Source organism: Microcoleus vaginatus FACHB-2002, from assembly GCF_040004035.1.
GTDB classification, from domain to species: Bacteria; Cyanobacteriota; Cyanobacteriia; order Cyanobacteriales; family Microcoleaceae; genus Microcoleus; species Microcoleus vaginatus_C.
In genome coordinates, this window is record NZ_JAMPLN010000016.1 from 35982 (window position 1) to 62643 (window position 26662).

General features: G+C 46.3%; 24 protein-coding genes. 10 read left to right on the plus strand and 14 right to left on the minus strand.

The features are described 5' to 3' along the window. The first annotated feature begins 33 nt into the window (after positions 1-33). The 4 genes from NDI35_RS15370 (at position 34) to NDI35_RS15385 (ending at position 3213) form a co-directional block, all read left to right on the plus strand. Complete coding sequence (locus tag NDI35_RS15370; RefSeq protein ID WP_445313498.1) at positions 34-915, plus strand: tetratricopeptide repeat protein; 882 nt, start codon at positions 34-36, stop codon at positions 913-915. Between the two features lie 235 nt (positions 916-1150). Further along, positions 1151-2344 (plus strand): glutathione S-transferase family protein, encoded by a 1194-nt coding sequence (locus tag NDI35_RS15375; RefSeq protein WP_445313499.1) that lies wholly within the window; start codon positions 1151-1153, stop codon positions 2342-2344. Between the two features lie 102 nt (positions 2345-2446). Continuing rightward, positions 2447-2821 (plus strand): DUF433 domain-containing protein, encoded by a 375-nt coding sequence (locus NDI35_RS15380; protein WP_445313500.1) that lies wholly within the window; start codon positions 2447-2449, stop codon positions 2819-2821. After that, positions 2818-3213 (plus strand): ACP S-malonyltransferase, encoded by a 396-nt coding sequence (locus NDI35_RS15385; RefSeq protein WP_242723071.1) that lies wholly within the window; start codon positions 2818-2820, stop codon positions 3211-3213. The genes NDI35_RS15380 and NDI35_RS15385 overlap by 4 nt, the downstream gene beginning before the upstream one ends. Before the next feature lie 242 nt (positions 3214-3455). Here NDI35_RS15385 and NDI35_RS15390 read toward each other — a convergent pair whose 3' ends face one another. The 3 genes from NDI35_RS15390 to NDI35_RS15400 form a co-directional block, all read right to left on the minus strand. Beyond that, complete coding sequence (locus NDI35_RS15390) at positions 3456-4229, minus strand: phospholipase D-like domain-containing protein (protein WP_445313501.1); 774 nt, start codon at positions 4227-4229, stop codon at positions 3456-3458. A 176-nt stretch (positions 4230-4405) separates the two neighbouring features. Continuing rightward, entirely contained in the window at positions 4406-6793 is a 2388-nt protein-coding gene (locus NDI35_RS15395; RefSeq protein WP_445313502.1) for an EF-hand domain-containing protein, read from the minus strand. Positions 6794-7587: 794 nt separating this feature from the next. Then, the gene (locus NDI35_RS15400) at positions 7588-8832 is read right to left on the minus strand and encodes an HhoA/HhoB/HtrA family serine endopeptidase (RefSeq protein ID WP_445313503.1); all 1245 of its coding nucleotides are present in this window, start codon (positions 8830-8832) and stop codon (positions 7588-7590) included. A 177-nt stretch (positions 8833-9009) separates the two neighbouring features. On the opposite strand from NDI35_RS15400, the gene NDI35_RS15405 reads away from it, so the two are divergent. Beyond that, entirely contained in the window at positions 9010-9363 is a 354-nt protein-coding gene (locus NDI35_RS15405) for a metal-sensing transcriptional repressor (RefSeq protein WP_242723064.1), read from the plus strand. A gap of 297 nt (positions 9364-9660) precedes the next feature. Here NDI35_RS15405 and NDI35_RS15410 read toward each other — a convergent pair whose 3' ends face one another. Next, complete coding sequence (locus tag NDI35_RS15410; RefSeq protein WP_445313504.1) at positions 9661-10098, minus strand: helix-turn-helix domain-containing protein; 438 nt, start codon at positions 10096-10098, stop codon at positions 9661-9663. Positions 10099-10532: 434 nt separating this feature from the next. Here NDI35_RS15410 and NDI35_RS15415 point away from each other — a divergent pair, with 434 nt between their 5' ends. The 4 genes from NDI35_RS15415 to NDI35_RS15430 all read left to right on the plus strand — a co-directional run bounded on the left by NDI35_RS15415 (position 10533) and on the right by NDI35_RS15430 (position 14345). Next, positions 10533-10655 carry a hypothetical protein gene (locus NDI35_RS15415; RefSeq protein WP_333393163.1) on the plus strand — a complete coding sequence of 41 codons (123 nt, stop codon included), beginning with the start codon at positions 10533-10535 and terminating at the stop codon, positions 10653-10655. A gap of 529 nt (positions 10656-11184) precedes the next feature. Beyond that, the gene (locus tag NDI35_RS15420) at positions 11185-11829 is read left to right on the plus strand and encodes a pentapeptide repeat-containing protein (protein WP_445313505.1); all 645 of its coding nucleotides are present in this window, start codon (positions 11185-11187) and stop codon (positions 11827-11829) included. Positions 11830-11993: 164 nt separating this feature from the next. Further along, positions 11994-13325, plus strand: a complete 1332-nt coding sequence (locus NDI35_RS15425) for an RNA-guided endonuclease InsQ/TnpB family protein (protein WP_445313506.1) — start codon at positions 11994-11996, stop codon at positions 13323-13325. 243 nt (positions 13326-13568) lie between these two features. Then, positions 13569-14345, plus strand: coding sequence for a pentapeptide repeat-containing protein (locus tag NDI35_RS15430; protein WP_445313507.1), 777 nt, complete (start codon positions 13569-13571; stop codon positions 14343-14345). Positions 14346-14352: 7 nt separating this feature from the next. Here NDI35_RS15430 and NDI35_RS15435 read toward each other — a convergent pair whose 3' ends face one another. Beyond that, positions 14353-17358: a GAF domain-containing protein gene (locus NDI35_RS15435; protein WP_445313508.1), complete on the minus strand. Its 3006-nt coding sequence runs from the start codon at positions 17356-17358 to the stop codon at positions 14353-14355. 113 nt (positions 17359-17471) lie between these two features. On the opposite strand from NDI35_RS15435, the gene NDI35_RS15440 reads away from it, so the two are divergent. Beyond that, positions 17472-17618, plus strand: coding sequence for a hypothetical protein (locus NDI35_RS15440; RefSeq protein WP_445313509.1), 147 nt, complete (start codon positions 17472-17474; stop codon positions 17616-17618). Positions 17619-17729: 111 nt separating this feature from the next. Here the strand turns inward: NDI35_RS15440 and ybiA are convergent, their stop codons facing one another. The 9 genes from ybiA to speB form a co-directional block, all read right to left on the minus strand. Beyond that, entirely contained in the window at positions 17730-18182 is a 453-nt protein-coding gene (gene ybiA / locus NDI35_RS15445) for a riboflavin biosynthesis intermediates N-glycosidase (protein ID WP_445313510.1), read from the minus strand. A gap of 374 nt (positions 18183-18556) precedes the next feature. Beyond that, on the minus strand, positions 18557-19651 hold the full coding sequence (locus NDI35_RS15450) for a geranylgeranyl reductase family protein (RefSeq protein WP_445313511.1): 1095 nt from the start codon (positions 19649-19651) through the stop codon (positions 18557-18559). A gap of 187 nt (positions 19652-19838) precedes the next feature. After that, complete coding sequence (gene frr / locus NDI35_RS15455) at positions 19839-20387, minus strand: ribosome recycling factor (protein WP_333076368.1); 549 nt, start codon at positions 20385-20387, stop codon at positions 19839-19841. Beyond that, positions 20374-21102, minus strand: a complete 729-nt coding sequence (pyrH, locus tag NDI35_RS15460) for a UMP kinase (protein ID WP_071884014.1) — start codon at positions 21100-21102, stop codon at positions 20374-20376. The genes frr and pyrH overlap by 14 nt, the downstream gene beginning before the upstream one ends. A 275-nt stretch (positions 21103-21377) precedes the next feature. Continuing rightward, complete coding sequence (gene msrB, locus NDI35_RS15465; RefSeq protein ID WP_445313512.1) at positions 21378-21776, minus strand: peptide-methionine (R)-S-oxide reductase MsrB; 399 nt, start codon at positions 21774-21776, stop codon at positions 21378-21380. Between the two features lie 90 nt (positions 21777-21866). Continuing rightward, on the minus strand, positions 21867-23687 hold the full coding sequence (gene modB, locus NDI35_RS15470; RefSeq protein WP_445313513.1) for a molybdate ABC transporter permease subunit: 1821 nt from the start codon (positions 23685-23687) through the stop codon (positions 21867-21869). Positions 23688-23823: 136 nt separating this feature from the next. Further along, positions 23824-24630: a molybdate ABC transporter substrate-binding protein gene (modA, locus tag NDI35_RS15475; RefSeq protein WP_445313514.1), complete on the minus strand. Its 807-nt coding sequence runs from the start codon at positions 24628-24630 to the stop codon at positions 23824-23826. A gap of 179 nt (positions 24631-24809) precedes the next feature. Beyond that, positions 24810-25367, minus strand: a complete 558-nt coding sequence (locus NDI35_RS15480) for a thioredoxin family protein (RefSeq protein ID WP_445313515.1) — start codon at positions 25365-25367, stop codon at positions 24810-24812. A 134-nt stretch (positions 25368-25501) separates the two neighbouring features. Continuing rightward, on the minus strand, positions 25502-26431 hold the full coding sequence (gene speB, locus NDI35_RS15485; protein ID WP_445313516.1) for an agmatinase: 930 nt from the start codon (positions 26429-26431) through the stop codon (positions 25502-25504). Positions 26432-26662 lie beyond the last annotated feature (231 nt).

Sequence of the window (26662 nt, forward strand, 5' to 3'; positions counted from 1 at the left end):
AGAAACCCTTATATTTTTTTCTGGGGCTGTACAGTGCCTAATCGCATTCCTTTAATATCTCTGCTACTCGCACTCGGTTTGGGGGCAATGCCCGAGCCTGCTGTTGCACAGGCACTCCTGCCTTACACCCTGCAAATCGACTCGGCCCAACTCGAACAAACGGCCTTGAGCCTTGCAGAAGAAGCCGTCCAGCTAGCCAGACTCCAGCAGTACCAACTCGCCGTACCTAGAGCCGAACTCGCCACACAGTTAGCCCCCAAAAATGCTCAAACTTGGACTTTGTTAGGTAGCTTGTACCTTCAAGTCGAGCAGTTTGACAAAGGCATTGAAGCTTTGGGGCAAGCTCAATCTCTGTCGCCAGAAAATCCCTCAATTAAATTTGTCTTGGGAGAAGCTCACTTTCGCAAAGCGAACTACGAGAAAGCAGCCGAATATTTGCAAGCAGGGTTAAAGTTAAAACCAGATACTCCAGGTGCATTATTTGATTTAGGCAATGCTTTTTATAAGCTGAAGCAGTTTGATCAGGCGATCGCCCAATACGAAAAAGCCTTTGCTTTAGAAAAAAATCTGTGGCCTGCTGTCAACAATATCGGATTAGTAAAATACGAAATGGGGGATGTTGATAGCGCCATCAAACGCTGGCAAGAAGCGATCGTGATCGACGACAAAGCAGCCGAAGCAATGCTAGCTTTAGCAGTAGCATTGTACACCAAAGGTGACAAAGAAAAAGGCTTAGCGATGGGAGAAGCAGCTCTGAAACTCGACAAACGCTATGCTACCGTAGAATATCTCAAAGAAAACCTCTGGGGCGATCGTTTAATCGCAGATACCCAAAAGTTGCTAGCCACTCCTGAAATGAAAGCAGCACTGGCTAAAATTCAAGACGCCCCACCCCCTCCCCAACTGTCGCCTTAATTGTAGTTAAGTTTGTAGTGAGGACTTGAGTCCTCAAAGCCTTTTTTAACTGAGAACCAACTATCTTATTCAAGACTAAGACCAAAAAATAGTTGAATACGCTATGGGTAGGGGTAAGGTGCGCGTACAGCGCACCCTACAGATAGAGTTGGTGCGTAAGTTCTATTATTGCCACGAAGCAGTCGCTGTCTTCAATTCTCCAATCTAAAATCTAAAATCTAAAATCTAAAATCGCATGACCCCCCTAAGCTGGACAGAATTAGAAGCCCTCACAGACTTTGAAGTCGATCGCGTCAACGGGCCAACCAACGCTCAAGCCTGCTTGCGCCTCTTTGGTAAAACCGAATCCGATGTGCGAGTCACCCTGTACCGCGATAACCATGCTTGGTGTCCCTACTGCCAAAAAATCTGGCTGTGGCTGGAAGAAAAACAAATCCCCTACCGCATTGAGAAAGTTACTATGTTCTGCTATGGGGAAAAGGAAAGTTGGTACAAGCGCAAAGTGCCATCGGGAATGCTACCGGCGATCGAACTAGACGGCCGCATCATCACCGAAAGCGACGATATCTTAATCGCCCTCGAACGAGTCTATGGCCCCTTGGGTTTGGGCATGGAAAACCCGGCAGTAATACCCATGCGACGGTTAGAGCGACTGCTATTTAGAGCCTGGTGCTCTTGGCTGTGCTACCCAGCAAGTTCAGCCAAAGTAGAACAACACAACCGCAACCAATTTATCAGCGTCATCGCCCAGGTAGAAAAGGCTCTCGGCAGCACCCCCGGGCCTTATTTCCTCGATGAATTTGGCACTGCGGATGTCATCTTTACGCCCTACGTCGAACGGATGAATGCCAGTCTTTACTACTACAAAGGCTACTCAATGCGGGAAGAAAACCCGCGCTTTGCTGACTGGTTTGCAGCGATGGAAAGCCGCCCTACCTATCGCGGCACTCAGAGCGATTTTCACACCCACGTCCACGATTTACCGCCTCAGATGGGCGGGTGTTATGAAAACGGCGAACCTCAGATGCTACTCAATAAAGCCCGCGTGGATAATGGGCCTTGGGCTGGACTGCCGGATGTGATGTATCCAGAACCGGAAACCTCCCGCGCTGAAGCACTTCACCGCGTCATTAAGCACTGGCGCAACATCGTTCGAGTCAATCCTGCTGATGACAACTTATTTGATGAGGCTTTGCGTTGTGCTTTAACTTTGATGATGACTGGCGAAGTTTGTACGCCGCCGAGTGGTTCTGATGCGGCTTTGCGGTATTTGCGCGATCGGGTGAATGTGCCCCGCGATATGTCGATCTACGCGGCCAAGCGATTGAGGGAAGCGTTGGAGGAAACGGCGGCTTTGGTGGGTGATGGCCAAGGTTCTCCGATTCTGCTGAAGCATCGGCGAGATCAAGATCCGGCTAATTTTGTGTAGGGGGCGTCTGGTGGATTTGCTCAAAGGTTTCTACAAACACGACATCAGAGATTTGTAAGGTACGATCGGATTATTTCCTAGACTGTTTCAGAGGCTATGGGTATGGTTTCAGTATCCAACAACCAACCAATCATTATTCGTACAGAGCGCGGACTGACAATTTCAGGTACGCGCATCACTCTCTATGATGTGATGGACTACCTGACGGCTGAGTATCCCCCGAAGTTTATCCGTTCCTTGTTTGACTTAACCGACGATCAGATTAACGTTGCTTTATCCTACATTGAGGCAAATCGTGCAGAAGTCGAAGCAGAATATCAAATTGTTTTAAGGCAAGCTAAGGAAATTCAGCATTACTGGGAAGAACGCAATCGCGAACATTCAGCCCGCGTTGCAGCGATGCCACCCAAACCCGGTCGAGAGGCTCTTTGGGCAAAACTTCAAGAGCAGAAAGCCAAACACGAACTAGAAGCATGAATTTTCTCATCGATCACAATCTCGGAGGTCATGCAGAGATTTTATTAGGAAATATTGCGAGTCAAGGCTGGTTAAATCTACTCCCAATTCGTTTTGTCACTTTCAAGCAGATGAATTTGTCGATCGACAGTAACGATCGAGTTGTTTGGCGACTTGCTCAGGCAAATCAGATGATTTTGCTTACTGCAAACCGCAGCATGAAGGGTGAAGACTCCCTGGAACAGGTGATCCGAGAAGAAAATACAGTGGATTCCCTTCCTGTAATTACAATTGGAGATGCCGATCGATTTTTAGCCGATCGAGTCTATCGAAATCGTTGTGTTGACCGTATTCTGGAAATCTTGCTGGATATCGAAACCTGGATGGGCGTTGGTCGTCTTTTTGTTCCGTAAGGTGAGCCAATAAGTAAGGTAGTGCTCCTAGCCGAACAAGCCAAAAAAACAGAGTTTCCAACACTATCGAGTATTTTTTATGAAAGTATCTATGTCAACAGAGATGGAATGCTCACTTTACCACCAAGATATCTATTCCGTTCGCTGCAACCAGGTTGTTAGCCTCCTAAGCCTCCTGTCAATACTTTTTGGCTTTAGGAGTGATCGTCAAGACTTACGTTGCCTCTTTTTGTGAGCAATTGTCAACTTCCTATTCTGAAATAGTCCGGTGGACTCCAAGCATAATCCCAAAATTCATTTGGAATGATTTCAGATAATGCAAAAATATACTGCCATTCTGCATAGTAAGCATTTACGATGTCCACGTCTTTGATATATGTAGCATTTTCTAAAGATCGCGTAGCATTATTAGTAAGGTTAAATGAGCCAGTCCAAACTGCTCTGGGTACGATCTCAATATGTCCCTCGTCAAAATCAGGCTCATTTCCAGTTACTGCGTCAATATCACAGAAAATTAAGAACTTATTGTGCATCCTGGGGAAAGCAGGTTTCTTTTCCCTATTAAAGTTTCCGACCCATCTAACAGGCTCAGATTCCCAACTGCTGTGGGAGTTCAGTGATGCCAATAAACTCCCCCACCGTTCACCCGTATCTGTCAAACCAGATGGGCCTAGAGGTAAAGAAGCATACATTTTTCTTAAATTATTACTTGACCAGTTGCCAGTATCAGGGCGTAAAAAGTCTTCTTTTTGAATAATGATAGAAACCCGTTTTCTACTGGATAGAGCATTAAGGATTCCTTCATGGGTTAACCAAGCAACGCATCCAACTACAACAGGATACTCGTTAATTTTACAAATCAATTCATTTTCTATATTGCGGAAATACACAGAAATTTGGGCGTCTGAAGAAGTAACGTTATTAGGTTGAGCAAACTTTTCAGCCGCCTCAGCCTCTCCAGCGTGACCACCATCAGGAATAATCCAATTGTTTAAGTTATCTTTTGTTGAGGTCATGGGCTTGTACGTGATAACTCTTCTCCCACAGTAATTTTAGCGCAGTGATTCACAATATCCACCAATTTGCTAGGGGGATTTTTGCGATCGCCATTTTCTCCAAACTGGAGTATTGCTATCTATATATATGGAGGGGTAAAAAGTTAAGCTTAAAAACTTAACTTTATAACTGATATTCAAGTAGCCTCGACGAACAAACCGCTTCGAGCAAACTCCTCTTCTTCAGGAGTGAAGACTGGAGCTTCATCCACAAGGTCAGGGTCAAAGTAATATGTCTCTTGTAGGAATTGTCCCGTGACGATCGCCTCGTCCAACTCCTGGATGTAATCTTGAGCAACTAAGCATACCTCCTTGATGCCTTCTGAGTCCCTCTTATCCAACAGCTTATGCAATATTGGTCTCACCCCTGTCAGTCGTGCTGCGGGCTTGAGGATACCGTAGAGGCGGTACATCCGATCGGTGGCAATGCTGATTTGTTTGAGGGCTTTGGCTTGTGCTAGCTCAGACTCAATGCTGGGCCAATAACGGGTGGTGTAGAATGCTTCCTCATCCTTTTGATACCACTCCTCGGATCGCGCAATTGATGAAGAGACAGTGTTGTGCAACTTCCAGAAGAATAAGCGCAGGGACGGGCCATCTACTACAGTGGACAGCTTTGCCTCCATTGATACCTCAAAGCTATTCAGACGCGGGTCGCGCCCAAGCACGAGGTACTCCACAGGGTAAATTTCCACCTCTTTATTCTGCACGACGTAGGCGTTGAGGTGGTGGCGGCAGTAGGGGCAGGGATACATATTGGCAAACAGGTTGAAGAAGTGCTTGAAGATGGTCACCAGAGTTTTTTGCTGTTCTGGGGTCTTGGTAGAGACTATCTCAGCCGTAGTGTGCAAGAAACGCCACACCGCAGGGCCAATATAGTAAGGGAAGCTGACCCGCATTTGTGAATTCTTTACTTCAGTGCGATCGATATACACATCGATGAACGCCACATATTGCGAGAGTTCCCCAGACTCCCGCCCCGACTCCAAGCGTTCGCGCCGTTTCTGTATCCCATTGAGGTAGTGGTGCGTCAAGCGCCATGCCTGTTGAAGCATCAGCTTCTGTTTAGGAGCGCATTTGGGAAAGCCTTCTGCAACATCCGCCCCATAGCGCCCAAATTCCCCTGACGTTTTAGTCGCTTCGTACCACTGGTTTAAAGCTGCTTCATCAGGCACCGTGTTGAAGGGAATGTCTGCTTCGGTAATGACGCTGAAGGCAGCCAGCAACTTCGGCATAAAGTCTTCATACCAATATGCTAGTGGCATCATCGCACCATCTATTTGCTCTAATGCCTCCGACAGGATGACGCGGTTCCACTTCTTCAGGTACTCTGTGGGATCTCCCTCGGATTTGGCTGGTGGCGCTGCCATGCTCTCACTCAGCTCCAGGTTTCGCAGTCGGTTGAGTTCGTTGATGGCTAGCACACCCTCGGCAATGTCACGCAAGTTGAGACTATCCTTTTTGATGGTCATTGCCAACTCGACTGCCGCCCCAAACTTCTCCTTGGCGGTGGCAGACTTATCCCGCGCCTGGAACATGGCTTGTTCTTGGGCCAACATTTCAGGAGTTTTTTCTATGGTTTTCCAGTTCTTGATGCGATGCTCTAGTCGGGCATATTCATCTTCGAGCGATTTAACTACAGCATCCAGTAGAGGGTTGCACGCCGACTCTACTACACCCAATCCTTTATAAAGCGCGATCGTACTCCTGACAAATCGCACAAAATCAGCAATTTTGTATGGCAAGTCTCTCACGCACAGGTGAGTCTCGTGGTTGGCACAGAAACTCTCGCGGAAGCTCCGGTAGGCTGCTCCCTGGATCAGACGAAACAAACCAATCTGCATCTCCAAGCGGGATGTACCGCGCTTCTTCTCAGCTTGTGGGTGTTGGGCGAGTAGTTCTTTTAGCCGCGCTATTTCTCGATTGCAAGCGGTAGGTGGTTCTTGTAGATCTTCTAGATTAGGTTCAATAGTGGCAGAAGCTGCCTCGTTGACAGCAGTGGTTATACTTTCGAGCGCAGCCACTGTACTATCTGAAATCTCGGTTGTCTGTGCACTGACAACCGGAACCGGCAAGTCTTGAGATTCTGTTGTGATATCTGACTCATCGGGTACCAGTGTGCAGAATTCCTCAAAGTCAATTAAGGCATTGCCGTCATGGTCTGCCTCTTTGATGATCTCATCGAGCTCTGGCTCTGTCAGCCCAAACGGGCTCATCACATCCTGCATCTCGTTTTTACTGATTTGACCGGTACCGTTTTCATCAAATACACTAAATGACATTTTGAGACGACTCTGGCGATCGCCTTGCTCGGACACCATCAGGATTTTGAATTCCTCAAAATCGATACTGCCCGACGAGTCTAAGTCCACTTCCTCGATCATTTCGCGCAGCTCGGTTTCGTTAGCACTCTGTCCTAGCGATCGCATCACTTGACCGAGTTCTTCAGATGAAATAGCACCGCTCCCGTCCGCGTCCAATACTTTGAACACTTCCCATAACTTTGCCTCCTCTTCTTCTGTCATGACTTTTTTTTCAATATCCACAGATGTCATACTAAATTTTCCCTGATTCTTTTATTTTATGTATATTAATTATGGCTAATATAAGTAGGCAAGCGCCAAAAAACAATAATCTTTTGTAAGGTCTTGCCGGGGCTGGTTTCGCCTAGTATCTATACTAAGAGAGATGTTATTAGTGCAAAAGCTGGTCTACCCTGTAATGTTTATTTAAACCCACTTATTTTAATTCCTGATAACTTACATAACTGTTACAAACGATACTATAACTATCCATAGTTGCCAGCGTCATCGCAATGGTTGGGCGTTTTAGTGGGTAAATTAAATAGTGAGAAAGCCATCTGTATTTAAGTCAATCAAGAGTTTTTATTGTTAACCTTTGACAGTTGACTGTGAGTCGATAAACTCAAATTAGCGCTGATATATCGAAAATACATATAGTTGCCACTTGACTCAACTTTGTAATTGCCATGAAGCACGGATTTGAGCTGAAGCGGTTAGAGTGCGATCTAGACTGAAGGGCGAAATCCTTTTGCATCAGGATGTGAGTTAAAAGTAGACGCAATATTCCGTCATAGTTGAGTGAATTTAAATCATCTATGATAAGTAAATCCACCTAATTAAACGTAAAATACTGATCGCGCAAAGGCTTGCTGTGTATCTCTTCTTCCTTCTTCCTTCTTCCTTCTTCCTTCTTCCTTCTACTTAGCAATCCCATTTCATTTGTGAACAATTTTTATGCCCTGCACGCGATCGAGTGGAGGAGGGGGTTTTAACGATTTCCCCCCTTCCCCTTATAGTTAAAAATCCCTCAGTTGAGCAGTTTGAACCGGAACTTCTTTAATCTGGGCACCGCGGCGCACCTTCAGTTGCAGAATTTGACCGATTTTGCTGTTTTCCACCAAATTTTGCAACTGTTCGGGTTCAGTTACTGCCTCGCCGTCAATTTGAACGATGACATCCCCCTTGCGAACTCCTGCTTCCTCAGCAGGCGTATTTGGCACAACTCGCATCACTAACACCCCTTGGACTTCCGGCACAATCAAAGGAGCATTGGGGTCAGAATTATTCTCTCTGGCCATTTCAGGAGTCAAAGCAATCATCTGAATCCCCAAAAACGGATGGCTGACTTGTTCTCCCTTGGCTAACTGCGCGTAGATGGCCTTGGCTTTGTCGATCGGAATCGCAAACCCAATACCCATTGCATCGGCTCGAATCGCCGTGTTGATGCCAATCACTTCTCCTCTGCTGTTTAACAGCGGGCCGCCGGAATTGCCGGGATTGATGGCGGCGTCGGTTTGAATGAAATCGAGCCGCTTGTCGGGAATGCCGACGGCTGCACTGGAGCGTTTGAGGGTGCTGATAATGCCCAAGGTGACGGTGTTGTCAAATCCCAGGGGGTTGCCCACAGCGATCGCCCAATCTCCCACTTTCACCGCGTCGGAATCTCCCAAGGTGGCCGTCGGCAGGTTTAATTGCTTGGTATTAATTTTGACAACAGCCAAATCTGTTACTTCGTCAGTACCTTGGACTTCTCCTGGAAATGTCCTGCCGTCGTTTAAGGTGACAGTCACTCGATCGGCGTTGTCAACTACGTGAGCGTTGGTTAAAACAATTCCGCTTTTGTCAATGATGAAGCCGGAACCTTGACCCCGCAAGCGTTCTTGTCTGGGGGTCAGGCTCCGCAAATCTTCTCCCAAAAATCTGCGGAAGAAGGGGTCTTCCATTAAGGGGTCGATGTTGCGGCTGACAGTGCGCTCGGTATCAATGCGGACAACTGCCGGCCCGACTCGATCGACTGCAGCCGTCACAAAACTGGCCGTATCCGCCGGGAGTTCCCCGCCCCGCAGCGCTAAAAGTTGCGGATTCGGGGGGGTGACGGGGGAACTCTGGAACTTTAAGTTGGGCGGATTTGTGCCATCAGCAGCGGCAGCGGGTGCAGCATTGATACCGAACGCACTCAGGGCGATCGTCATTCCTAAAATTAGGGCGAACCAACGAGCACCGATGCGAGGTGCGGGGCGAAAAAACTTAAATAGTCGCATAGCGTCAATCTTTGTTAGTCTGGGTTAGTCTGGTAAAGGTGTGCGATCGTGCGGGCTCAATAATCTGCCGCTATGAAGATCCTAAATATATTTTGACAGTTACAATACATGAGTCACCAGCCCGCACCCACTCAACATATTCTGAATTCTAACTTTTAAATTTCCTTCGTAACCCCAATGATTCTATCTGATACTTCTACTGACAAATCCTTGCCCTCCAATTCCCACCACCATCACGACGATAAATCAGCCCACCCTCACCATCACGATGAAGAATCGATGCGGCGGCTGGTAAATCGCTTGTCTCGGATTGAGGGACACGTCCGAGGTATTAAAACAATGGTGCAAGAAAACCGTCCCTGTCCCGAAGTTCTCGTGCAAGTTGCTGCGGTTCGAGGCGCGCTCGATCGCGTGGCGAGAATCATTCTTGACGAACATTTAACTGAGTGCATTGCCAGAGCCGCTAAAGAAGGTAATATCGATACGGAAATCGAAGAGTTGAAAGCGGCTTTGGATCGGTTTTTGCCTTAGCCGCTGCCAATTTTTACCTCCATATAACAAAACCTGCAAATTAGACAAAACTTGCAAGCGATGATTTATGGCTCATTTTTTAAGCATCTTTCACAAACAGGGGAAAAGCATCACATATTCTCCCCTTCACCCCAATTGCCACAACATATAATTTATATGCTCCGCAGTTTATGAGAGCGAGTTTTGTTAAAAAAGAATTTGTCAGGTTTGTCGTGATGACGCAAATCCTCAAAATCTTCAAAACCTGACGGCAAACAATTAGATAATCCGTGCTTAATCCGACGCGGTATGAACAGTCTAGACTTTCGTCAGCTTGGCTTTTAGGTGATATCTGACTGTTGCGTAAACGGCTTTATAGGAAGCCTCAATGCTGTATTCCTGCTGCAACCACTCTTGAATCTCTCCATAGCTTTTAAAACCTTCCTGGGGGTCGCTGAGGCGCATTGCCAAACTAGCGCGGGCCAGAGGAGGAATGGCCGGCTTACGGCCGCCGCTGTGCTTTGTTTCGAGGAGTCCTTCGAGTCCCTCAGAACGGTACTTTCTCAGCCACCGCTGCACTGTAATTCGATTGACCCCGATCGTCATTGCCAATTCTTTAACTGTCTTAACATGACAAATTTTGAACAGGTAAAGTGCTTGAATTTTTTGAAAGCCGCTTGCCGTTTTTTGTTCAGTTAACAGGTTTTTTAGCTCTTCACTTGTCTCTGTGATGCTAAGTTTACATACTCCAGCCATATCAATTACCTCACGATTCGCGTTCTACAATACCTTTTTTTGACAAGGGAGCGAAAGCTGCTCCTATCCTAAATGCTGACCTTTTGTTTGCCCTGAAGCAATACAAAAGCGATCGTTCTCATTAAACTTTTTCCTTCCTGGAGGCACTCGGACGCTCAGAAACCGGATTATTTTAACCTGGAGCAAGGTTGCAACGATTTTTTTGGTAAAAAACCAGCTTTCTGGGTCAGTTTTGTATTTGATGCACAAGCGTCATTGCTAATAGTGATAGCCGTTAACGGATCGACTGTAACATTAGTGGCAATAGGTGACTCTTAAGGAATACCATTTATTCTCTTTTTGTTAAACATCAATCATGGTTTTCCTGGTATTTATTGGTATTTTTTGTGAACGTATGGGCGATGTTTAGTCATTAGGTGCTAGCAAACAAGCGAATGTCTGTACACCAGCGATCGCATTTTTATACAGACATTCCCCTAGTCCCCGAACTGCATTTTTGGCTTTCGCTGTGCGAAAAATCCTTAGATATCAGCACTCTCATCGGTCAGAGCGGGTAGCGCCGAGTGACGTTGCAACCGACTTTCTTGCTGCGGGCAAGTATCGGTGAAACTACTGGCTTTATCGCCAATTGAGTAAAACACGACGAGGGTGGCATTGTCAATTTCTCAGCCTTACAGTATAAGTATCGGCTATTTTTGCCCGCCTGCTGTGATCGAAAGGGGGGTTTCTATGTGATCCTACTAACATAGGCTTGTGATCTTGGTCACAGTTTTACTCAGTAAGCTCAACTACCCACAAAAAGTTATGGGTTCGATCGGTGTTTCCACGTAGAATCTTGCGGATTTAGTTAGGAAGTGCGAGCAAACTTGTTGTTAAAATTTTTAAATATTAATTTTTATCCACAGGTAAAATAGAAAGCAGCTTTGTCCTTCACCCTCACCAAATCATCTAATTTATACTCAAACCTTGCAGATTGAGGGAAGTTTCAGGCTGGGTGTGAATATTTCCGAATCTAAAATTGCAGAACATCCGGTGCAACCAGCGTGCTAACAGTATTCTTCATTTAAAAGGTGTAGAGAAGCCACAATGAACGTTGACGAACTGCTCAAGCTATACGCAATAGGAGAAAGAAATTTTAGCGGGGTCTACCTGCACGAGGTCTACCTCTACGAAGCAGAATTGATTGGAGCCAATCTGTATGAAGCCGACCTGATTGGAGCCAATCTCAGCAAAGCGAAACTCAACAGAGTCAACTTTGGCAAAGCCAATTTGTGCAAGATTAATTTGAGCAAAGCAGACTTAGGTGGAGCGGACCTTACAGAAGCACTTTTAGTTGAAGCTAACCTGCATCGAGCTGAGTTGATGGGAGCGAACCTCAGCAAAGCAGACTTGAGCGGAGCTTCCCTGATCCAAGCAACTTTAATTGGAGCCAACATATCTCGGGCCACACTCAGCCGTGCAGACTTGCACGGAGTAAATCTTTACGGAGTAAACTTGCGTAGGGCGGTGCTCACAGAATGCGATTTAATTGGCGCAAACTTGAGCAAAGTAGACCTTAGCGGAGCCGACTTAATGGGGGCGAGTCTAATTAGGGCAGACTTGACTGAAGCGATTTTAAGTGCGTCAGACTTAAGCGGAGCAAACCTGTTGGGAGCAAACCTTACAAAAGTTAACCTGAGCGGAGTATATCTTAAGGGTACAACGATGCCCGACGGCACGATTCACGACTAATTTATTTGTTAATTTTTATGGTTGCCGAGAACAGCGGCTAAAGGGTAATGAGCTTTTCATAGAAAATCCTCGTTGGAAACCCTGCGTCTTTAGACCAGGGAGGAAAACGGATAGGCAGGATTCATCCTGCCATTTCGCTATATACTTATAACAGTAGCGAAAAGATGGTTATGTACCTGGCCCAGAAGAACCAAGTGCGAGAACTCAATAAGTCCGAGTTTTTGGCTCTCAAGGAATTGTGCCGACTGAGTAAGAACCTCTACAACCTTGGGCTTTACACAGTTCGACAATACTTCTTTGAGGAACGTAAGCACCTGCGCTACGAGTCGAACTACTACCAGTGTAAAGTTAACGAGAACTACCAATTGCTGAACACTGATATTGCTCAACAGACACTCAAGGTAGTAGACCGAACATTCAAAAGCTTCTACGGATTGATTAGTGCACTTAGGGAGGGAAGCTACCAACAGCGAGTTAAGCTTCCTCACTACTTGCCAAAAGACGGCTACTTCTTGCTGATAATTCCTTGTGGGTGGTCTAGCCGTAAGGACAAGACAAAAGTACCGAGACTGGTCATCAAAGACGGCAAGTTTCGGATACCCATGTCCAATCAGTTCAAGAAACAGTTTGGGGAAGTCTGGCTCAACTTTCCCGACCGCATTGACTACGAATCCCTCAAAGAGATTCGCATTCACCCCAAATACAACGGTCGATACTTCGAGGTTGAATTTATCAACGAAGTAGAACCAGAACCCGTAGAAGTCAATCCCAGTAGTGCGATTAGCATTGATTTGGGAGTAGACAACCTTGCTGCTTGTGTTGATACCAATGGGGCATCCTTCCTTGTGGATGGCAAACCAATGAAATCGATTAACCAGTGGTACAACAAACGCAATGCTTGTCTGCAATCCATCAAGGATAAGCAGGGAATTAAAGGTATTACCAACCAGCAAGTAAAGCTGGTGGCAAGGCGCAATAATCAGGTTAGAGATTACCTGAACAAGGCAGCACGGTTTATAGTCAACCACTGCATTGATAACCAGATTGCACAACTGATTGTTGGTTATAATCCTGGAATCAAACAGGAAATCAACATCGGAAAGTGCAACAACCAGAACTTTGTACAAATCCCGTTTCATTCTTTGCGTTCTAAGTTGAGAGCGCTGTGTGAGCGATACGGATTGGTTTACACCGAACAGGAAGAGTCGTATACCAGCAAGGCAAGTGCTATCGATGGTGATGAAGTACCTGTTTACAATGCCGACAATCCTAAGAATTACCAGTTCTCTGGTAAACGAATTAAGCGAGGATTGTATCGGACAAAAGAGGAACATCTGGTTAACAGTGACTTGAATGGTTCAGCAAATATCGGAAGAAAAAGTAAGCACAATGGCTTTGCCGGAGTGTCTAGGGGGTCATTGACTGCCCCAAGAAGGATTAATCTTCTGAAACTAGAGAGAAAATGTGAAGAAGCGCGGATTTATCCCGTTTCGTAACATCCTCTTAGAATCCCCTCGGCTTTAGCCAGGGGAGGGTCAATACCCTAATTTATTGGCAGCGAAATCTTTATTTGACACTCCGGAAAGGCGGATAACTTCAATTTAGGGTGCTGATGGCGCCCAGAACTCCTACATACGGCAGGTCAAAAGATTTGTTGGGTGAACTTGTGTTATGGTGATTTTCAATTGCTTCGATAAAAGCTATTTTAGATTTAATATTTTGGATTTTGGACGGTTAAAATGAAACTCAGAATCCTCGCTGCTGCAACGCTGCTAAGCGCGATCGCCCCGATTGCTCCTGCCGCCGCCGAGAACATCCAACACACGCAACAATTACTAGCCACCCGACAGTGCCCCAACTGCGACCTCAGCAGTGCGGGCTTGGTTTTAGCCAATTTAACAGGAGCCAATCTCAAAGGTGCTGACTTGAGGTTGGCTAACCTCAGTCGAGCCAACCTCACCGGGGCTGACCTCAGCGGTGCCAACCTCAGCGGCACCAGCCTGTTTGGCGTCAACCTGACAGGGGCAAACCTCAGCGGTGCGAACCTCAGCGGTGCTGACTTGAGAAGTGCCTATCTCAGCGACGCCAATTTGCAAGGCGCTAATTTAAATAACGCGCAACTGCTCGGAGTTAGAGGAATGCCAACCAATATCGGCACCGCTGAAGACTTCTACCGGTTGGGAGTGCTGGAAGCTCAAGCAGGAAACTACAGAAACGCCATTGATTATTACAATCAAGCGCTGAATCTGAAATCGGATTTAGCAGCCGTTTATTTTGCGCGCAGTATGTCTCGCGCTGACTTGGGAGACTTCGCCGGCGCGACTCAAGACGCCGAGCGAGCAAACCAACTCTTTGCAGCTCAAGGAAATCCCCAAGGTCAGGATTTGTCAAAGCAGTTAGCCGAAGCCATTGTTGCACGTCAAAAGCCTACGGAACCCCGCACGGGCGGCGGTGGCAACTTTATGAGTCTTCTGGGCTCGATCGGTTCTGTGCTGGTGAAGCTAATCTTGCCTTGACGGTTGCCTAATTCAGGGGAATCTCGATCCAGAACTCTGTACCATGACCGGGTACAGAAACACACTTTAGTACCCCTTGGTGTTTCTCAACTACAATTTGGTAACTGATAGACAGTCCTAAACCCGTGCCCCGACCTACGGGTTTAGTAGTAAAAAACGGATTAAAGATGTGAGAGATTAACTCTTTGGGGATGCCGTGACCGTTGTCGGCAATGCAAATTCCTACCGTTTTTTCATTGATTAATTCAGTGCGAATCCGAATGCAAGGGGATGGGAAATCAGGAATCAAACACTCGGTGGTGGCATTTATATCTCCTGACTCGATAGGCAGTATTTGGGAGCTTAAATGTGTCGCCGCTGCACTTGCCGCTTTAAATGGAAGATTCATACCTGGCTCTTTTTTTCCCATTTCTAGGGCGTCAAGGGCATTACCGATCAGATTCATAAATACTTGATTGAGCGAGCTGGCATAGCATTCTACTAAGGGCAAATTGGCGTATTCTTTAATAATTTCTACGGTGTTGTGATCGGAATTGGCTTTGATCCGGTGCTGCAAAATCAACAGGGTACTGTCTATGCCATCGTGAATGTCAACGGCTTTTTTCTCGGCTTGATCCGTCCGGGAAAAATTACGCAAAGATACAACTAACTGGCGGATGCGTTCAACTCCGACTGTCATGGAACCCAAAATTTTTGGCAAATCTTCGGCAAGAAATTCGATGTCGATTGCTTCGGAACACTCGCTAATTTCTGGGTTGGGATTGGGGTAGTGCTGGCGGTAAAGTTCCACCAAGCAGAGCAAATCTTTGGTGTATTCGCTGGCGTGGGACAGATTGCCGTAGATAAAGTTAACGGGGTTATTGATTTCGTGGGCGACTCCGGCCAGGAGTTGTCCGAGACTGGACATTTTTTCGGTTTGAATCAGTTGGGCTTGGGTATTGTGCAGTTCTGTGACTGTTTTAGCTAGCTGTTCGGCTTTTAATCGATCGGCAATTGCTGCATTGAGACTTTCTTGATAAAGTTCTGCTTGGTGAATGGCGATCGCAGCTTGAGCAGCTAAATGTTGCACCAATTCCTGTTCTGCTGTTTGCCAAACTCTCGGCCCCGAACACTCATGGGCAATCAGCAACCCCCACAATTGGGAATCTTTGCCTCTCATCGGCACAATTAAACTTCCTCTCACCTCCAACTCTTCCAAAAATTCGCGGTGACAGGGTGTTAAATCCTCAGTATAAATATCATTAATTGCTCGCACCCCTCCGGATCGATAAAAGCACTCTGAGCCTTCGGGAAAGCATCTTTGTGGAGATGTGACACCTAAAATTGACCGCCACTGGCCGCAAACAGCTTCGACAACTACCTCGCCCTGTTTGTCGGCTGCAAATTGGTAGATTACCGTGCGATCGGTATCCAACAAAACTCTGACTTCTCGCACAATAGTTTGCAGTATGATTTTTAAATCTAAGGTGCTGCGAATCTGGTCTCTAACTCGCGTCAATACTTTGGCAAAGTCCAAGGATTTTTGCAATTGGGCGGTGCGTTCTTGAACTTGGCGCTCCAAGTTGGCATTCAGGGTTTGCACTTCTTTATAAAGAACGTACTGCCCAATGGCAGAACAAAATTGGCTGCCTATAGCTAAAGCTTGCTCAATTTCCTCGTACTTCCACTCCGGCGACTGACCTTTTTTTATTTCTCGCCAGACTTCAAAGGATTGTCTGGGAAGGGTTTGTGCAGCGCTGGTGTCAAAGCGCCCCGCCCACATTTTTTCGGTATCTATTGCATTGCGAAAAATGGTCAAACAGCCAACTACTTGTTGTTTGTAGTGGAGGGGAATTACCAGCAAACCCCTAATTTTAGTAAATTGGAAAGCGGGAACTAAAACTCTAAATAGAGGTTCTTTGTATAAGTCGGTAATTATCAAAACTGGGAATTGACAGTTAGTAAAAATTGAAATTTTGGGAATTTCTTCAGTATTCTTAAATCCTTTGGTTAGCCATTCCTGCCAGAGGGGATGAGCTTCGAGCGCCTTAACTTTTTCCCAGTTGGGAAGTGTCGGTTGTTCTCCTGTGGTGAACAGTTCAAAGGTAGCATCACTGTGGGCCGGGGCAGTTGGCAATCCTCCCTCAATCTTGGGAGCGGATAAATTTTCACCGTTGATTTTCGGCGGGTTGAGATAGAGTCTGCCACCGCTGCCGCCCAAAGCGGTGACGGTAGCTTCTAAACCTTGCTGCAGTTGAATGTTGACGTGACCATACAACAGGGCTGCTATGCGGCTCACGGTAGCTTCGCGGGCGGCTTGAGAGCGGGTTTGCTGCAGGAGGAGCGCGTGGGCTATAGCGCTAGACAATTGATCTGATACGAGCTGAACTACTTCTAAATCTGCTGGTGAAATATTGAGGGGCGCGGAGTTGTGAGACACTAAAAGTCCCCACAGTTCGATGTGAATTTTTTGATTATTTCCTGGTTCGTATCGAGTCAGACACGTGGCCGCCTCGCAGATATCTGTTTTGCTGTTTTCCGACGCTATTCTGCGGTGCAAAATCGGTACGACTAAGGAAGATTGCACTCCCATTGCCATCAGGTAAGCTGTGTGGCAAGGATCGAGCGCTCGGTAGTGCATCTCTTCCTTTACTAAAGGTTGACCGGTGTCTGCAGCATCGAGGGGACTCAGGACGATCGTCCCTGAGTTAACATCTATTATTGTCCGCTGGCGCAAAGCGACATACATCTCCCTGGCGCTGGCGGGAATGTCGTCTGCTGGAAAGTGCAGGCCTTTCAAGGAAGGGAGATGGTTGTTATTAATTGACTCAGCAACAACTTCTCCACTGCCGTCAGCACTAAACCTGTAAATCATAATGCGATCTGTTTTCAAAAAAGACCGCACTTCTGCTACCGTACTGGTTAAAATATCTTCTAATTCTAGAGATTGGCGGATGCGTTCTGTTATCCGCCGTATCAAAACTTCTCTGTCTAGTTTATAATGTAATTCTTGCGTATTTTCTCTGAGTTGCATAAATCTCCTTTTGTACTTAATACAATGATAATAAGAAGTTTTGAGGTGCTGTGGTCGCGAGCCTACTCCAATGCCTCACCCTGAGTTTTTGACTCAACCGATCTGTACAATTAATGGCTAGCGCACCGTTGAGAGACGACGGTGTATCGCCTCTGGCGCACTGGCGTAAGGAAAATCTGCGATCGCACCAGTTTAATCCTTGCCTTCAACAGGCAGAGCGAGTTAAGCAAATAATTATTATTATTTTAATGCTCTTATAAATTTATCGCAATCTTAAACTCTCCCTATGAGAATTATTCATTGTTAGGATAACTTGACATTTGTTGTATAACTTCATATAATGATAATTAACGAAAGAATTTGAGTTTCTATCAGCGCGCAAGGCGCTGACTAATTTCTTGGCGCACGCTCATCAGAATTTTACCCAAATGATTTTGACCGGTTCGGTCGCAGCCACACCCCCAGTAGTAATCCGTTGGCGAATCCTCGACAATCACTCGATCCCCTGTGGCGAGGAGAATCGCTTGAATGTCTGTATGAGTGAGAAACTTAGTTAAAACTGCTTCGCGCATAATGGGAATTTTCACAGCTTCCCAATCAGCGCGAATCCGGTGGTTGGGATCGCGACCTAATTTAGCGGCTTCTTGAGGAGTTGCTACGGCTTGAATCGCCGCCACTAATCTTTTATCCGTGCTGAAAAATTTTTGGGCTTGATAGTAATGTTCCACAGTCAACCAATATTGGCCGTGCAGAGAAATGTCGTGTAGTGAAAAATTAGAAAAGCAGCCGTAAGGCTCCTCTACTTTATAAAAATAAATTATCATTAGATTTGAGACTTTATATTTTACAGGATTTAGGTAGAATGTAATTATTTAAGCTGCCCCGGAAGCGCCTTACCGCGCTCTTAGTAACGTGTCAAACCAGTTTTTCCCTCCCACCGGAGTATTTGAGATTGATTGTATAAGCAGCGCGGGGCTTGTATAAAAAAAACCTCGCATAGACTTTATTTAAAATAGCAGTTAGGCTTTTAAACCCAGTTTATTGGAAAAAAGCGGGTTCGGCAAGGAAAAATCTAGGAATCAACTGGCTTTGTGAGGAATAATGTGTAATTCCTATTTTTAAATTAACGATTAAGAATTGGAAATGAAGAATAAGCAATGGGGATTTAACAATATGCGTTCTTCCCTCGGACTTCCTTCTAAAACGGCATCAGCTTGTTAAAAGCGCGGTTAGCGATATCGGCATAATGCAGTTCGCCACACAAAATTTTGCTCATCAACTGAGTAGTCATCGGCAATTTGACGCCCGCTCTATAAGCAGCTCCTGTAAACTGATAGAATGCCTTAGCCAACCGACTGGCCCAAACCATATCAGTGTCCCATTCTTGGGCGATCGATTCAGTGTACTGCTCCTTAGCGTTGTCGGCACCTCCCAGAACTCGATCTATCGCCTGAGCGGCATTAAATCCGCTGAATATGGCAGGTCGAATTACCTCACCGGACAGGGGGTCGGCGAGACAGGCTGCGTCTCCTGCGAGCCGCGCATTTTGCGAGTGCAATTTCCGATCGCCATTCCACAGACTCAGGGGGTGTTCCCGCAGGTTGCTGACACGAACATCCGCACCGCACTTAGTTGCGTAGTCGGTCAAAATTTTCTTGATATCTTTTAGCTTGTCACAACGCATTGCAGCAATACTCAAAGAGTAGCCGTCAGCTTTGGGAAAGCTCCAGATAAAACCTTTTTTTATAGTACCAAAATCGAAATTGATGGCGTTGCCCTTGATTGAGCGAGTTGCTAAACTTGCGGTCAAAAAAACTTTTGGTTCTTTCCATCCTAGCCACTTAGTCATCGGCCCGCCGGCACCGTCAGCAGCAATCAAATAGCGGCCAGAAACAGGTTCTGAGTTTGTTTTAACTTCCCAAACATAATGTTTAAGCTTTATTCCTTTAACTTGTGTAAAGCGTCTAAGTTCCGCACCAATTTTTTGAGATTGTTTAATTAAAAAGTCGTCCAATACATCTTGCTGTACCATCCACATTGGGGAATTTATCGGAACCTGCACCAGATATGCCATTTTCGATGTGTAGGTAATTTTGTTAGCTTTCATCCAAATAGCTGGCGTCAGGTCAAAATCGAGCCATTGGGCGATAGCCCCAGAAACGTCGCCACTACAAGGCTGATTACAGGGCAAAGATGCTTTTTCTACTACCAAAACAGAATGTCTGTGCTTTGCTAGGCCATCGGCTGCTGTACGACCTGCCGGGCCTGCACCGACAATAATGCAATCAAACATTTTGGGTAATGGGTAGCTGGTAATGGGTAATTGGTCATGGGGCCGGAGGAATTGGTAAGTTAATGAGTGTTAAATCTTGAGTTTTTAACTCACAACTCACAAATCATTAAGCGTCTGCTCGTTGTTCGCGGTCGGATCTCGGCAATCTCAAAACTATTCCTATTCCCCCGGCCCAATTTCCCATTCCCTAAACAGTCGTGATATCTTTCTCTTTCGCTGCCAGAACTTCTTCTATTTTGGCAATGTACTTGTCCGTCAGCTTTTGAATTTTATCTTGCAAGTCGCGGGATTCATCTTTAGAGATATCGCTGCTTTTTTCCTGCTTGCGAATCGAGTCAACGGCATCGCGGCGGATATTGCGAATTGCAACTTTACCTTCTTCAGCAAACTTCCCAGCCATTTTGACAAATTCTTGGCGTCTGTCGCTCGTCAGCGGCGGAATGTTCAAGCGAATAACTGAACCGTCGTTGTTGGGAACGAGTCCTACATCGGACAGGGAAATTGCTTTTTCGATCGAGTTGAGTGCTGTGCGATCGAACGGTTGAATGGTGATCGTAGTCGCATCCGGGGTGCCGATGTTGGCAAGGGATTTGATCGGAGTTGGAGAGCCGTAGTAGTCTACCATGACTCGATCGAGGAGAGAGGCGTTGGCCCGTCCCGTCCGAATAGTATTAAAAGACCGTTGAGTAGCCTCAACTGCCTTTTGCATATGATCTTCTGCGTCAGCTAACTTCACAAAAACCTCCGACAAGAGTTCCAATAGATTCTCCCATTACAGCTCGGTAGATGTTGCCCGACACCGAGAGGTCAAATACCATAATAGGAATATTATTTTCTTTGCACAGGGCGATCGCCGTACTGTCCATCACCCGCAAATCTTGATTCAAGACGTGGGCATAGGTGAGGGTTTGATACCTGCGCGCGTTGGGGTTGAGGTGGGGGTCGGAATCGTACACCCCATCTACCTTAGTAGCTTTAAAAATCACCTCTGCATCAATTTCAGCCGCCCGCAAAGCGGCTGTTGTATCAGTAGTAAAAAAAGGGTTGCCAGAACCGGCACCAAAAATCACTACTCGTTTTTTTTCGAGGTGGCGAATTGCCCGCCGCCGGATGTAGGGTTCAGCTACTTCTTGCATGGCGATCGCCGATTGCACCCTCGTTGGCACTCCTGCTTGTTCCAGGGCATCCTGCAAAGTGATAGCATTCATCACCGTAGCAATCATGCCCACATAATCAGCCGTTGCCCGATCCATCCCTGCCGAAGCAGCTTTCACCCCGCGAAAAATGTTGCCGCCACCGACAACAATCGCGATTTGAATGCCTTGTGACACGACTTTGGCAACTTCCTGGGCGATCGACTGAACGACTACCGGATCGATACCGTAGCCCAAGCTGCCCATAAGCGCTTCACCGCTGAGCTTCAGCAAAACTCGCTGATATACCATCCCCATGCCGCCACTATTTTTTTACTCTTTTTGCCTCCACCATAAGATAGCAGTACGGGTGCATTTTGAACATCAATTACCCAGAACACGCATCCTGCTTGTGTTGCAAGAGAATTTGTTTGTGGCGCGGGCTGCTAGGTGAACAGGCAAGATGCCTGTTCCACAACCGGATTTATTTTTTCTCAGTGAATGCTAGGTGAACAGGCAAGATACCTGTTCCACAACCGGATTGATTTTTTGTGGGGAGTAGGGGTTGGGCTTCTAGCTAGCCCCTAAAAGAATCAATCCTTGGGGACGAAATTAAGAGCAGCAGAATTCATGCAGTAACGCTGACCGGTAGGTTTGGGCCCGTCGTTAAATACGTGACCGAGATGAGCGTCGCAAACAGCGCACAGTACCTCTGTTCGGCGCATGAACAAGCTGTTATCCGACTCGCACTTGACATTTTCTTCGCTAACGGGAGCGTAGAAACTCGGCCAACCGGTACCGGAATCGTACTTGGTTTCTGATTTAAATAGCTCTGTGCCACAGCAAATACACTTATAAATTCCGGTTTTTTTGTTGTCGTGATATTCGCCGCTAAAAGCTCTTTCCGTTCCTTTTTTGCGGGTGACTTTAAACTGTTCAGGCGTGAGTTGTTGTTGCCATTCTGCGTCGGTTTTTTGAAGTTTTTGAGTCATAATTTGATATTTGGTTAAGATGTATTTAGCTGTTGAGTGTTGACGGTTAACTGTTGAGTGTTGACGGTTAACGGTATATTGCTAGTTAACTCAGGCTTCCATTAATATTAACCTAATTGGCTCGAAATGAACATACCAGGGAAAAGGATTGTCCTTAATAGCCCTCCACTTTTCCTTGAAAACTTCGGCTTGCAAGTGATAATCTTGGGAATCATTGGGAGGCGAGTGCAATTTGAGATATAATGTCACCCGGTGTGGAGTTTCTACAGTCGAGGCGATCCAACAAGCAAAAGTATTTTCACGATCGCACCCGCTAACAAAACTCAGTTGATGAGCCCGAATTCCCACAGAAACTAGAGATTTGGGAATTGGTTCGACTACAGTCAGAGTACAGCCCCAGTCGATCGCCTCCACGAGAGTTTCTGCGATCGGTTTAGCGGCAGAGAAGTTCTTACAGCCAGTCAACTGGGCGACGGTGAAATTGCCAGGGCGATCGAAAATGTTCTCCTTGGTATCAAAGGCGATCGGCTTTCCCTCAGCCAACACCAACAGATTTTTGCACACCCGGTAAACTTCCTCTAAATTGTGGCTGACAAACAAAGTAATTCCCCGATAATTAGCCAGCGTCAGCATTAACTCGCGTTCCAGTTGACTGCGTAAGTGAGTATCCAAAGCAGAAAACGGTTCGTCTAACAGCAGCAAATCGGGAGAAGGGGCGATCGCCCTAGCCAAAGCCACCCGCTGCTGTTGGCCCCCCGAAAGTTCCTGGGGGTAGCGGTTTTCCAGTCCCGACATTTGCACCGAAATTAGCTGTTGTTTTACCCGAAGTTTTTGCTCGCTTTCAGATAAATGCTGCAAGCCAAACGCAATATTTTGAGCAACAGTCAGGTGAGGAAATAAAGCATAGTTTTGAAACAAAAAACCGATGCGGCGGTCTTTAGAAGCTACATTAACACCCTGTGCTGAGTCAAATAACACCCTGCCATTGACTGAAATTTGACCGCTCCTAGGAGTTTCCAAACCGGCGATGCAGCGCAGAGTCATGCTTTTGCCTGAACCCGACGCGCCCAAAATTCCCAGCACTTCCGGGCCGATATCGAAGCCGACATCCAAGGCAAAGCTGGAGAGAGGTTTAAAAATGCTTAAACAAAGTCCGCTTTTCGGTTGTTGTTGTTGGGATTTTGTGGTAAAAGTAGACGCGACTTTAGGAAGATTTGATTGCAGTCTTTGGCTCGAATTCGGTTTGGGCGATATCCTTTGTAAATCAGTCCAAAAATTAACAGCAGTTAGCACGCTCAAAGAAAGACTCAGAATAATCAAAACCCAAATAGCAGCTTGCCCCATATCCCCAGCTTCCACAGCAAAATAAATTGCCATCGGGATAGTTTGAGTTTGTCCGGGAATATTCCCCGCTAACATCAACGTCGCGCCGAATTCACCCAAAGCGCGAGCAAATGCGAGAATAGTTCCTGCTAAAATTCCCGGCCATGCTAGCGGCAACATAATGCGCCAAAAAACTTGCCACTCCGAGGCTCCCAAAGTGCGGGCTGCGTTGAGAAGATTGGCATCAATTTGCTCAAAAGCTCCCAAAGCAGTTTTGTACATGAGGGGAAATGATACAACTGTGGCAGTAATGGCGGCCGCTTGCCAAGTGAAAATTATAGTTAAGTCGAATTGTAGAAAAAATTGCCCGATCGCCCCATTTCTCCCAAACAGCAGCAGCAGCAAAAATCCGACGACTGTCGGCGGCAAAACTAAGGGAGAAATGAAAATCCCTTCAATCAAAGCTTTACCTCTGATGCGAGTTGAAAGCATCCACCGGGCGGCGGCTATTCCCAGGAAAAAGGTGATAAATGTCGCAATTGCAGATGATTTAAGAGAAATCCAAAGCGGAGATAAGTCAAATTCCATATTTGGGATTAACTATCGCAGTCTTAAATGATTTGTGAAGGATTTTTTTTTTAACGAACCGCGAAGACGCGAAGAACACGAAGGAAGAGAAGAAAGTGAAGAAGGGTTTCTGAATATTTATAATTTTTACGCCTAATTATCGAACTATCCCAAATCCGTATTTCTGAAATACTATTTTAGCTCGATCGCCCGCCAAAAATTCAACAAACGCTTTCGCAGCAGCGGGATTGCGGCTGTTTTTAATAACTGCCAGCGGATAAACAATGGGCGAGTGCAAATTTTCGGCAGCCGTTAGCAGCACAGTTACTTTGTCGGAGGCTGTGGCGTCACTCGCATAAACTATGCCAGCATCAACGTTACCGCTTTCGACGAATGTCAGCACTTGGCGGACGTTATTTCCTAGCACTAATTTTGGCTGTATTTGCCGCCACAATCCAAGTTTATTTAGCATTTCCTGAGCATAGTGTCCGACAGGTACGCTTTTCGGTTCGCCGATCGCAATTTTCTTGATTCTGGCATCTGTCAACTGTTTGAAATCGCTCAAAGCAACACCGTTTTTGGGAGTAATCAAAACTAAGCGATTTGTTAGCAAATTGCGGCGCGTGTCGTTAATTAGCAGGTTAGATTGCTGCAAAGCATCCATTGGGTTGGTGGCGGCGCTGAAAAATACATCTACCGGGGCGCCTTGTTGAATTTGCTGTGCGATCGCGCCGGAAGCACCGAAATTATAAGTAATAGTAAAATTCGGATTACTGTTTTGATAAACAGTTTTGATTTCCTCTAAAGCTTTCGAGAGACTGATAGCAGCGGATACGTTTAAGGAGGTGCGCTGCGGCGTATCGACTGAGGAAAAGTTCTTAAATAGGTTCCAACTAATCAGCAGTGCTAGCATAACGGCGACTGCGAGAATCAAGTTGGGAATACGTCTACTGTTTAAGTTCACAGAAAATTGTTTTGAATCTTTTTACTCCTTACCAGGCTCTGCCTAGTAAAGCAGATTCGGAGGCTGTACCTCCAATTTTCATCCCGTCTTTGACGAGGCAGAGCCTCTGGAGATAGGTTCCCAGGCACAGCCAGGGAACCAGTTAATAATTAGTGCCGGAACGTTAATTTTAAATCTGCCTATGCTCGCCATTTGACGGAACAGCCTATCGCCTCTGTAGTTGAAGGCTCAACGGGTTGGTTATTGAGCAATTGGTCGATCGCACTCCGCAGATAAGACACCTGCACCGCCGCCGGATCGTCAGCGTTGTCGTCAATTAAACCTTTATAGCGTAGTTTGCCGTCTTGGTCTAACAAAAAAACCTCCGGCGTTTTAGAAGCCCCAAAACTTTCAGCCACATCTTGAGCAACATCTCGGATGTACGGGAAGTTGAGTTGATTGTTGGCGGCAAAAATTTTCATGTTCTCAAAACTGTCGTCGGGATACTGGTTTGCATCATTAGCATTAATCCCGATTAAAGTAACATCTCGATCTTGAAAATCTGCTTGAAGTTCTTTCATACGATTGAGATACAACTGCACGTAAGGGCAATGATTGCACATAAATATCACCGCTATCGCCCGAAATTTTTCTAAATAGCGAGCTAAATGGTGAACTTCGTCGTCAACTCCCGGCAGTTCAAAATCGGGAGCGTAGCCGTTAATGGGAGTACCCGTTGTATCCATTAGTAAACTCATGTTTTCAGGAGGTGAAGAGCAGTATTTGCCAGCATGAAAGATGAAACTGTCAGCACGAATAAAATTGGCTGTTGTTTGGCTTTAGCTTAATTCTAGCCTTGCCAACAGCCTATGAGTGATTCGTACTTCGCGATTTATTCCTCGTCTGGCTTTAGCCAACCTTGAGCCAGAGCTTGATATCCAATAAGTTTGTATGCTAATTTGGCGGCGGTAAATTCTGAGACTACAGAATCTACAATAGGTGCTAATTCCATAATGTCACACCCGATTACTTCGTAGGACTCGAAGATGCGGCGCAAAAATGCGGTGAGGGAATACCAATTTAACCCGCCCGGTTCGGGTGTTCCCACCCCTGGAATTAAAGTCGGATCGATGCCGTCTAAGTCGATCGTCAAAAATACTCGCTTAGTTGTTATGCTGGCAATTGCCCGATCGGCCCAATCCGGTTGAGTAGCGATTTCTCTGGCTCGAATCACGTTTAGCTGTTTTGCTTTAATCAAGTCGGCTTCTTCCTTGCAGATAGCGCGAATCCCGATTTGCAGTGTCGGTAAGCCCATATCGACAACACGTCGCATCACGCAGGCGTGGTTGTGAATCGAGCCTTCGTATTCGTGCCGCAAGTCGCCGTGGGCGTCGATTTGCACGACTGTGAAAGGTTCGTTTGGGTATGCTTGGCGATAACCTTCGACAACGCCTGCAGTGATGCTGTGTTCGCCTCCGAGAGAGATGACAAATTTATTTTCGGTAACTAGCTGATGCACTGCTGCTTGGGTGACTCGCAGCATTTCTGAGGAGGAAACTGGTTGCCTGTTGCGGGTATCGGCGATCGGCTCTTGTGTATAAATTCCGACATCGTAGCAAACTTCGGAGTCCAATTCTTCGTCGTAGCACTCGAGTTGATGAGAAGCTTCTAGAAGTTTAGCGGGCCCGTTTTCGCACCCCCGGCGGTAAGTGGTGGTAGCTTCGTAGGGAATTGGCAAGATTACTACTTTGGCGGTGTCGTAGTCTGGTACGATTTCTGACCCCAGAAACGGTACGACAGCAGTGGAAATGATCGTTGGCATAAGGGAAATTTTAATACAGCAAAGAAGTCAGCAGGTTTAATCGTGACATAATATCGGCTCTAACTGCAAAGGAAGAAGGAAGAGGAATTAACCGCAGAGGGCGCAGAGGGCGCAGAGGGAGGAGGGAAGGGAGGTTTGGGATTTATGTCCTAGCGGTTGCCTCGAATTGCGATACGGTTTGTAGTATTGACTTGAGTTCTTTGCAGTCTTGCATTCATCTAAAATCTAAAA